At 30.0% G+C, this 11,005-nt stretch carries 6 protein-coding genes; 4 read left to right on the top strand and 2 right to left on the bottom strand.

Annotation, left to right across the window (positions count from 1 at the left end):
- The 4 genes from U9R42_01680 to U9R42_01665 all read left to right on the top strand — a co-directional run.
- Positions 1–1,089, top strand: a 1,089-nt coding sequence (locus U9R42_01680; protein MEA3494724.1) for a hypothetical protein, incomplete at its 5' end; no start/stop codon positions are given.
- Entirely contained in the window at positions 1,090–1,989 is a 900-nt protein-coding gene (locus U9R42_01675; GenBank protein MEA3494723.1) for a DNA adenine methylase, read from the top strand.
- Between the two features lie 100 nt (positions 1,990–2,089).
- The gene (locus tag U9R42_01670) at positions 2,090–6,421 is read left to right on the top strand and encodes a PKD domain-containing protein (protein ID MEA3494722.1); all 4,332 of its coding nucleotides are present in this window, start codon (positions 2,090–2,092) and stop codon (positions 6,419–6,421) included.
- A 5-nt stretch (positions 6,422–6,426) separates the two neighbouring features.
- Positions 6,427–7,191, top strand: coding sequence for an exodeoxyribonuclease III (locus tag U9R42_01665; protein ID MEA3494721.1), 765 nt, complete (start codon positions 6,427–6,429; stop codon positions 7,189–7,191).
- Positions 7,192–7,249: 58 nt separating this feature from the next.
- On the opposite strand, the gene U9R42_01660 is transcribed toward U9R42_01665, so the two are convergent.
- Both U9R42_01660 and U9R42_01655 read right to left on the bottom strand, forming a co-directional pair.
- The gene (locus tag U9R42_01660) at positions 7,250–9,754 is read right to left on the bottom strand and encodes a DUF294 nucleotidyltransferase-like domain-containing protein (protein MEA3494720.1); all 2,505 of its coding nucleotides are present in this window, start codon (positions 9,752–9,754) and stop codon (positions 7,250–7,252) included.
- An 11-nt stretch (positions 9,755–9,765) separates the two neighbouring features.
- Entirely contained in the window at positions 9,766–10,503 is a 738-nt protein-coding gene (locus tag U9R42_01655) for a metallophosphoesterase family protein (protein ID MEA3494719.1), read from the bottom strand.
- Positions 10,504–11,005: the final 502 nt, after the last annotated feature.

Below are 11,005 nucleotides of genomic sequence, written 5' to 3'. Positions count from 1 at the left end.
GCTAAAATAACGGGTATTGAATACCAAAGTAAATTGATAAATGAATTAAAAGAATTTGATATTAAGGATTTTAATATTAATAAGTTACCTGCAAGTTCAATTGTAGAGGATGGTAATTTCTCTTTTGGGATTTCTAAATGGGTTTCACCCAAACGGACACGTTCTTATCCTTATGAAAGGATTTACAATACACTTGGTAATTCAAAAAAAATAACTGTAATCCCCATCATAAAAGATGAAGGCAAACGTGGCGATAGAGATTTTATACAATGGGATACAGTGTCGTTGATGAGTTTACTTGGCATTTTTGTTGTTTTTGCATACTATGAAAATGCTGAAAAACACTCAACAAGAGAAAATAAAATTACAAATCAACAATTCAATAATAATTTAGTTAAAACAAAAATAGCTGAAATAAAAAATTATCATAGTTCGGCATTGCATTGGAATTTAAAAGAAATTGAACAATCTTTCCCTGATTTAATTCAAAAAGCAAAATCTTCTTATAATAAAATTGGCAAACAATTAGATGTTGAATTTCATAATGAACAAGGTATTGATAGATTTGCCAATCAATTCATTAGTGGAGTTAAAGATTTTATGAACACTTCACGACAAAAAGCACAAGATGCCCAAAATCGTGAAATGCTAACTATTCAGCCGAAAGAAGCTCTGTCAACTCTTACAAAAGCAACAATTACAATAGAAAATTATCTTGGTGGGAAATATTATTTCACAACTGATGAAATAAAAATTGAAGGTAAAAACCTTTATCTCATTGAAGGTAAACATTCAAGAAATGCCTTATTACCAAGCAATGGCGACATTAAAGACGGTTTACTTAAAATGATATTATACACAAATTTAAAAGAAGTAAAAGTTGATGGTATTGAATATAAATCAATTCCTGTTATTAAATTAACTTCAACTAAATTAGATGGAAGTATTCTATCATCTGATAATACGGACAAGATTAATAATTTTATTTCAAAGCAAAATTTTTCAAAAAAGCAAAAAGAGGTAATTGAAAATCTCTTTATAGAAGCAAAAGAAAACAATTTTATTATTAACATTGAAAAAGCTGAATAAATGATAAAAAGTCCTTTAAGATACCCTGGTGGGAAAAGTAGAGCAGTGAAAATTATTTTACCTATTATTCCTGAATTTGATGAATTTAGAGAGCCTTTTCTTGGTGGCGGTTCTGTCTTTGTTTCTTTAAAACAAAAATATCCACATAAAACATTCTGGATTAATGATTTATACCCTAACCTATTTCATTTTTGGAAACAAACACAGCAAAATTGCGATAAGTTAATAGAACAAGTTTCTAGTTGGAGAAGGGAATTTAAAAATGGAAAAGAATTACATAAATATTTATTGAAAAATATTGAATCATTTGATGAATTGAAAAAAGCATCTGCGTTTTTTGTGTTAAACAGAATCACTTTTTCAGGGACAAGTGAAAGCGGTGGTTTTTCAAAAGCAGCTTATGAAAAACGATTTACAATTTCAAGTATTGACAGAGTAAAGCTTCTTTCATATATTTTAAATAATACAAATATTACTAATTATGATTACCAAGATGTAATTGAAAAAGAAGGGGGAAATGTTTTTATTTTTCTTGATCCGCCATATTTTTCTGCTACTAAATCAGCTTTATATGGTAAAAATGGTAATATGCACAAATCATTTGACCACAAAAGATTTGCTAATGTTTTAAAAAACATAAATCATAAATGGTTGATAACTTATGACGATAGTGAATACATAAGAGATTTATTTTCATTTGCAAATATTAATGAATGGAATTTGACTTATGGAATGAGAAATGTGAGTAAAAACAGCAATCAAAACGGAAAAGAATTATTTATTAGTAACTATAAATTATTAGAAAAAGAGAAAAAAATAGAAAGAACATTATTTGACGAAATGGAAGAAATACTGCCTAGAACAAAAGCTATACCTATTGTGGGCTTTAGCAATAAATAATATTAGTGCTAAGTGAAAATGAGGTATTTCAAATTCCCAAACTTTCTCTTTTTTACACCATACATCATTTATGAATACTTAACTTTGCACTATGATAAATATGTTTAAATTTAAGAGATATACAACAATGAGATTTTCAATAATAACAGTTGCAATTATATTCTTTCTTGGTTTTCAAATAAACAACAGCTATTCTCAGGAATGGATAGAAGGTATTTCAGGAAGTTCAGATAAAAACTTTTATACGATACAAAAAAGTTTTAATTCATTCATGGAAAGCATTGACTCTGACACGGTAAGGGGTATAAAACAATATAAAAGGTGGGAATGGTTTATGGAACCACGTGTTTTTCCTTCGGGTAAATTGCCAAATCCAATGGCATCATCTAATGCAATAAAAAAATATAACATTCAAAATTCATCGAAAAGGTCAAATACCCGTTCCAATGGAAATTGGACAACTTTAGGTCCTAATGTTTCTTCGGGAGGTGGCATTGGTAGAATTAACTTTGTTACTTTTCACCCTACAATTTCAAATACAATATATGTTGGAGCACCTTCCGGTGGTTTATGGGAAAGTACTAACAGCGGACTTACATGGACACCAATAACTGACGATTTAGATGTAATAGGTTGCAGTGATCTTATCATAAATCCACTTAATCCAAATGTGATGTATCTTGCAACAAGTGATGGTGATGCTTCTGATACTTATAGCATAGGTGTTTTAAAATCAACAGATGGTGGAGATACATGGCAGAATACAGGCTTAAGCTGGACTGTAAATCAAACAAGAAAAATTCGAAAACTTTTGATGTATCCAACTGATACTTCAATAATTTATGCAGCTACTTCTACTGGTATTTATAAAACAATTGATGGTGGAGATAATTGGGATTTAAAACAAGCAGGTCATTTTCGTGATATTGAATTTAAGCCGGGGAATCCTACTGTAGTTTATGCAGGAAGATACGGATATTATGGTTCAGGTGGATTTTATCTTTCAACTGATGATGGAAATTCATTTACAAAAGTTACTTCAGGATTACCCTCAACTTCTACTGTACGATTTGAAATTGCTGTTACTCCTGATGATACTAATTATGTTTATATTGTTGTTGCAAGAATGCCTTCAAACAGTAATCTAATTGGTGTTTATAGGTCAACTAACAGTGGTGCTGATTTTTCTACAATGGCAACCTCTCCCAATATTCTTGGCAGGTACGTAAGTGGTAGTGATAATGCAGGACAAGGATGGTATGACCTTGATATTATTGCTTCTCCTTTTGATAGAAATGAAATTTATGTAGGAGGAATAAATATTTGGAAATCTGTTAATGGTGGTTCAAATTGGTCGATTAGTGCTCATTGGACAGGAGCAGGAGGAAATCCTTATGTTCATGCTGATATTCATGCAATGGATTTTTATCCTAACAGTTCAACATTTTATGTAGGTTGTGATGGTGGTGTTTTTGTGTCTAAAGACCATGGAAATAGTTATACAGACTTGAGTCAAGGTCTTGTAATTTCTCAAATTTACAGAATTGGAATTTCAGCTACTGACCCTGATATTGTTCTTGCCGGATTGCAGGATAACGGAACAAAAAGATTGAATAAAAACTGGGCTGATGTTAATGGAGGTGATGGCTTTGAATGTATTGTTGATTATTCTAATAATAATTATATGTATTCATCCATGTACTATGGATATCTTTATCGTTCATCAAATGGAGGTAATAATTTCAAAAGGATAACAACAGGAATTAACGAGCAAGGTGCTTGGTTGACACCTTTTGTGATGGACCCTGATGACCCTCAAACCTTGTATGCTGCTTATAAAAACGTATGGAAAACAACAAACAGAGGTGATTCATGGTTGAAAATTTCTAATTTTTCAAGTTCTGCTACATTCGATGCAATTGCTGTTGCACCTTCCGACCCAACTGTTATTTATGTTGCAGAAAGTAATAATATTAAAAAAACAACAAATGGCGGTACGGATTGGTTTGATATTTCACTTGGTTTACCGCAATTGTCAATTACTTATATCGCTGTTCATCCCGAAAATCCTAAAATTCTTTGGGTAACACTTTCAGGATATTCAAACGGAGAAAAAATATATCTTTCTACAAATGGTGGAGATACTTGGATAAATTATTCAGGCTCTTTACCAAACTTACCTGCTAATTGTATTGTATATCAAAACGATTCCAAAACAGGACTTTATGTGGGAATGGATGTAGGTGTTTACTACCGTGACAGCACTTTATTTGATTGGATTCAATTTTCAAACGGGATACCTAATGTAATTATAAACGAATTGGAAATTTATTATGATGATGTAAAATCAGAAAGGAAAATAAGAGCAGGAACTTATGGTCGTGGATTATGGGAATCGGAACTTTATTATTCGCCAAACACTCCTCCTATTGCTGAGTTTAGTGCAATAGATACAATAGTTTGTATTGGTTATTCAAATCATTTTTATAACAAATCAAACAATGCTGATTCTTTTTTCTGGCTATTTCCCGGAGGTAATCCTTCAGCATCAAGCGAGATAAATCCCATTGTTTTGTATGATTCTGTTGGACTTTTTGATGTTACACTTATAGTTAAAAATAAAAATGGTGTTGATTCAATTGTTAGAACATCTTACATAAATGTTGACCCCTCAATTGAATGCATTTATACTATGCCTGCCGAATCATTGGGAGAAATTTATACTTCTTGTACAGGAAGACTTTTTGATCCGGGCGGAACAGGAGATTATTTTAATAATACAAATTCTTACGTTACAATTGCACCAAAGGGAGCATCAAAAATTGTTTTGAATTTCCTTTCATTTGACATTGAAAATAATTCCGATTCACTTTGTATTTATGAAGGAACAGGAGTAAACGGACAAAAAATTGGCACTTACACAGGTAGTGCTTTGCCCAATGAAGGACTTATAATTTCATCAGGTAATTCAATTACAATACGTATTGTTACCGACAATGCTATTACACGTCAGGGTTTTGAATTAATCTGGAGATGTATTCGTTCCGACCAAACTCCATTTGCATATTTTACACTTGACAATAAAAATTCATGTACCGGAAATTTGCATTTTGAAAATAAATCACTGAATAATCCTCAAAGTTATGAATGGGATTTTGGAGATGGTAAGTATTCCACAAAAGAAAATCCTACACATTATTATACTTCAAATGGGGCTTACAGCGTAAAGTTAAAAAGTACAAATGCAAATGGAACTGATTCATTTGTTGTTTCAGGAATAAAGATTATTATTCCTGATAAACCAATTGTTTTTTCATCATCAACTTGTGTTAGCGGCTCTGTTATGCTAAGTGCTGAAAATGAAAATTCTATTTGGTGGTATGATTCAATTATTGCAGGAAATCTTTTGCACAAAGGATACGTATTTAATACTCCAGTAATTTCAAAAACAACAACTTTTTATGCTCAAAGATATACTAACGGACAATCGGAATACTGTGGAATATCAAGCAAAACCGATGGAAACGGAGGATATTATTCAAGTTCAAACGGATTAACCTTTGATGCTCTTAAATCATTCAATCTTGCTTCCGTAAAAGTGTATGCACTTGGCTCGGGAAATAGAGAAATATTTCTGATTGATAATAATGGAGACACAATAAATCAAAAATCACTTTATATTCAAAATGGTGAAAAGATAATTAATCTAAATTTTGATGTTCCTCAAGGAAATGATTATATTTTACGAACAGGAAGTAATTCTACATTATGGAGAACAAAAGAAAGCTACACAAACTTTCCTTACGTCATTAACGATATGCTTTCGATTAAGAAAGGAATAACAGATAATAATTATTATTTCTTTTACAATTGGGAAGTACAGGAAAAAGATGTTTGTAGTAGTTTGAGAACTCCTGTAATAGCAGGTGTTTTTAATCAAAAACCATTAGCGGGCTATTCTTATCTCGATTCAAGTATTAATGTATATTTTACTGATAATTCATCAGAGGCTTTTCATTATTTATGGGATTTTGATGACAACACTAAAGATTCAGTGTCAAATCCTATTCATAAATTTCCTGATGGAGGAACTTATAATGTAAAATTACTTGTTTCAAACGGATGTGGTAATGACTCTGTTACAAAATCAATTCAATTGGTAAATTCAATATTTGAGAATGAGAGTGAAAAAATGTTTAATATTTATCCTAATCCAAATAATGGTGAATTCTCTTTGAAATATTTAGGAAAAGAGGCTTATGAAATAAATATTTATAACAGTAACGGAAAAAATGTTTTTACAAAAAAGATTAAAAAAGAAAATTCAGCTATTACATACATTATAAATATTAATTCTAATCCGAAAGGTATTTATTTTTTGAAATTGATAACATCGGAGAATGCGTTAGTGCAAAAAATTATTATAGAATAATATTGATGAAAATAATTTCTTACAATGTAAACGGAATAAGGGCAGCTTCAAGGAAATCTTTTGTTGCTTGGTTGTCGGATAATAATCCTGATATTGTTTGTCTTCAAGAACTTAAAGCTAAAACTGATCAGTTTGAGGTAAAAGAATTTGAAGATTTGGGATATCACTGTTTATGGAATTCTGCTGAAAGAAAAGGATATAGCGGAGTGGCTCTCTTGTCGAAAAAGAAACCGCAATTTTCAAAATTCGGAATAGGAATAGAAGATTTTGACATCGAAGGCAGATTGATAAGAGCCGATATTGGCAGTCTTACTCAAATTTCGGTTTATATTCCTTCTGGAAGTATGGGCGAATTAAGGCAGGATTTTAAAATGAATTTCCTTGATGCTTTTTATGAATTTGTAAGAAATCTAAAAAAAGAAAGACCAAACATTATTATCTCAGGTGATTACAATATTTGCCATGAGGCAATTGATATTCATGACCCTATTAGAAATGCCAATTCTTCAGGTTTTTTACCTGAGGAAAGAGAATGGTTTACTGATTTTTTACAACTTGGACTTATTGATTCGTTTAGGCACTTTAATAAAGATACTATAAAATATTCATGGTGGTCTTATCGTGCAAGAGCAAGAGAAAAAAATCTCGGTTGGCGATTAGATTACAATATTATTTCCGAAGGACTTTTATCGAAAGTAAAAAATGTAGAGATTTTAAATGATGCTTTTCATTCCGACCATTGCCCGGTGGTAATTGAATTGGATATTTAGTGTTTCTTAGAAAACACTACAAAATTAAAAATGTTTCTTTTTGATGAGTTTTTTATTTTCAAGCAATATTTTTAAAATCAAAACTAAGTTTGGATTGAAGAACCGACAATTCGGAAAATATTTTTTTAAGTGTTGTTTTTTCAATATCTGTAAGTTTATTAACAACAATAATGTTGGAGGGTTGTTCATTTTTAAAAATTGATAAAATTTGAAACCTGAGTCTTAGTAGCATCAGAAAATCGTAAGAAAATACTAATTCATCATACATTGGATTTTTTATGATATCTTGGGTAAATAGTTTTTCAAGTCTGCTAAGGGAATTTGTTTCAGCAATATTGTTTTTTAAAGAATATATTTTAATAAAAGCTAATACGGGTAGTAATATCTTTTTTATATCAAAGCTTATTTCTTTAGGGGCAGCTGTTTTTATTATGCTTCCTGAGATGTTGGAAGGGGCTTTGAAATTTAATACTGATTCAGCAAAATTATAAAAAAACACAGCTTTATTTTCGATGACTTTATCAATATGTAGCTTCAATTCATCAGTATATTTTTTTTCTCCATAAATGCAACGAAAATCAAAAAATATACTAGAGTCTATTAAATTTTGAGGAGTGCTGTTTACTATCCATTTGGTAAAATAATTTTTCCAGACTGATAGTGGTTGCATCCATTTAGGATTGTTAGCCATAACCTCACCTTCGCAATATTTATAACCAACATAATCCAGATCATTATTCATCTTTTCTGCAAAATTCTTAAAATATTTTTTTGCATTTTCAAGTTTTCCTTTTTCAACATCTTCAATTATTATGGCATTATCCTGATCGGTAGCAAGTGTTTGTTCTTTTCTGCCTTCACTACCCATTGCAACAAAAGCAAAGCGACAGGGAGGTTCTCCAAATTCTTCTAATGACAATAGTATCAACCTGTTTGTAATAGCATCTGCAATAGAGCTTATTATTCTTGTTATGTTCTGTGCTTTTGCTCCACTGTCCAATAAGGCTTTTATCAAAACTGTAACCTTTTTTTGAATTTGTTTTATGCTTTCAAGCTTTTCTGCTTTTTCAATTTTCCTGACTAAAAAACTCAAAGTATTTTTTTGTAGGTTTAAGACATCTTCATAGCTAATAATCCCTATAAAATTATCTAAATTATCTTTGACAGCAAGATGAGAAATGTTCTCAGAATCAAACATTAATATTGCTTCATAAATAAGAAGGTTGTCTCTGATATATTTTACAGGTGAGGTCATAATATTCGAAACTCCTGTATTAGCATCTAAGCCTTTTGCAATAATACGTTTTCGTAAATCGCTGTCATTTATTAATCCGATAATATTTTTTTCTTGTGAAACAAAAATAATATTTTGCTTTTTGCGTAACATTAAGGAAGCTGCTTCAAAAGCCGTGGTATTCAAATCACATTTTATAAAACTTTTTATTAAATGCTTGATTGGTTGGTTCATTAACAAAAGTGATGTTTGAAGTTCCTGACTTAGATTTTCTGTTGCTTTTTCAATTTGTTTTTGCTTTGTTATATCTTTTGTTACAACAATAAAACCATCCTGTTCTGCATATTTTATTTTTGAAATTGATATTACAACTTCTTTTTTTTCTTTCTTTTTACGTAAAAGTTTTGTGTCAATAGAAACACTTTTTTCAGGGTCGTCAAACAATAGCAAGACATCATTCCAATTAATTTCAAAGAGATCATTAAACTTATACTCTAATAAATTTATAGAAGAGCAATTCAGCATTTTATTAAATTTTTTATTGGAAAATATTATTTTGTTGTCAATAATCATTAAAGTACCATCTGTTGAGGCTTCAACAAGGGCTTGGTATTTTTGACGAGAAAGTTTTAATTTTTTTTCTGCATGGTTTCTTCTTTTTTCAATATTTAAACTCTGACGAATAATAAATAGTAGTATTATGAAAATAACAAAAGCAATTAAAAAGGATATTTTTAAAAGTCTTCGTTGAAGAGAAATAATTTCTCCTTTTACATCTTCAAGGTAAATACCTGTTCCTATAATCCATCCCCAGTCCGAAAATCCTTTTACATAAGATAGTTTTGGGACAATCTTTGTTGAATCGTCTTTCCATTGCCACATGTAGTGGATGTAACCTTTATCCTGTTTTTTTACCAAATTAACAGCTTCAACGAAAAGCTTTTTGTTATGCGGGTCTTTATATTCCGAAAGGTCGGTTCCGTTTAAGTCATTTCTGTAAGGATGCATAACCATTGTAGGATGCATATCTGTAATCCAAAAATAATCTTTGGAATTATCTCCATATCTTAATTTACCAATTTTTTTTGCTGCAAGTTTCTTTGCTTGTTCAAGTGTAATTATTGAGTCTTGGTATCTTTTGTTATCTTCTTCTATTAAGCTCCATGCGGTATTTGTAAGTTCACGTATCATTTCTTTTTTACTGTCCATCATATTTTTTTCAAAAGATGGAATTATTATAGTATAAATAGAAATAATAAAAAAAACGATTGCCAGAATGCCAGGTAATATGATACTTAAAAAGAAATTCCGTAAATTTTTTTTTGTCATCGTAGTAATTATTAAATTCTTTTTCTTTCCAATTTAAAATTATCGGTATCAAAGATAAGAAATCCATTTGAATTAACAATTGGAGGGGATAAAATAATAGCTAATTCTGTAGGGAGTTTTAACTTTTTGAAAGCAGGCTGAATTATTTTGTTTTTTAATGCAACAAAAATATTTTTTTTATGTGCATGTCCACAAATAGATATTTGGCAATTATTGGTTTTCATAAATTCAAAATGCTCTTTAAAATCAGATAATTTCTCAAGAAATTGTTTTGATGATCCCGTTATATCAGGGTACAGATAATGAGTAAGTAAAATATTGTATTTCTCTGTTTTAAGGATATAGAATTCAGGAAGTGTTAATAGAAATTCAATGTCTTTTTTTGTATATAAAGGATTAAGTTCATCATTATCGTATAGCCATATCAATCCATTTGATTTTTTAAGTTTTTCGTCATAGTCTAATTCGTACCAATTTGAAGGATATTTAAACTTCTGATTATTCTCAGGGAGTTTCTTCACAGCAAATAAATCGTGGTTGCCAATAATAATTATTTCGCAATTTTGTTTTATTATTTCAAGGCATTCATGTGCATTTCTTGTTTTCTGATGTGAGTAATGTGGTACAGAAAAACCTGAAATATCTCCAAGACAAATAATTTTATCACAATTATTTTTTTCAATTTTTCTAATAGCATGCTTAAGGCTGATAATATCTTCATGAATATCTGCAATAATTGCTAACTTCATAATTGCTAATTTTTCTTACAATAGATTGAAAGTGTAAAAATAATTTTACTTCAAAGTTAAATAATATTTATTGAATTGATATTCTAAGTTCCCTTAATTAAAATTAATTTGATATGAAGCTGTGATTATAAACTATGTTTTAATAAATGCTTATCAATTTGTTACACACTTTTAGTGTGATATTTTTCTTTTTTATCAACATTGCTCCTCATTCATTCTAAATATTAAGAAAGCTAAATGTTTAATTGTGCCGTATTTATTAATAATGAAAATTGAATAAGGAATAAAGAATTTTGAAGTAAAAAGATGACGCTGAGCAAATTTCATTATTCATAATTCCTTGTTTCGCAACCGCTAAAGCTACAGCGAACGTGGTCAATATTCGATATTTTCGCGACAATATATATGCTGAGCGGTCATAAACTGCGTTTTGCTATATTGTGTAAACGAATAATAATCAACACGTTAAACATAGTGCCAAAGTTCAAATTATGACCAGTCG

This window comes from Bacteroidota bacterium, from assembly GCA_034723125.1.
Lineage (GTDB): Bacteria > Bacteroidota > Bacteroidia > CAILMK01 > JAAYUY01 > JAYEOP01.
Note: the sequence above shows the minus strand (reverse complement) of the source record. Positions and strands in the feature narration are given on the sequence as shown.

Bases quoted from the DNA above. Each gene is read 5' to 3' on its own strand.
- U9R42_01675 (MEA3494723.1), top strand. From the start codon at position 1,090: ATGATAAAAAGTCCTTTAAGATACCCTGGTGGGAAAAGTAGAGCAGTG.
- U9R42_01670 (MEA3494722.1), top strand. From the start codon at position 2,090: ATGTTTAAATTTAAGAGATATACAACAATGAGATTTTCAATAATAACA.
- U9R42_01665 (MEA3494721.1), top strand. From the start codon at position 6,427: ATGAAAATAATTTCTTACAATGTAAACGGAATAAGGGCAGCTTCAAGG.
- U9R42_01660 (MEA3494720.1), bottom strand. From the start codon at position 9,754: ATGACAAAAAAAAATTTACGGAATTTCTTTTTAAGTATCATATTACCT.
- U9R42_01655 (MEA3494719.1), bottom strand. From the start codon at position 10,503: ATGAAGTTAGCAATTATTGCAGATATTCATGAAGATATTATCAGCCTT.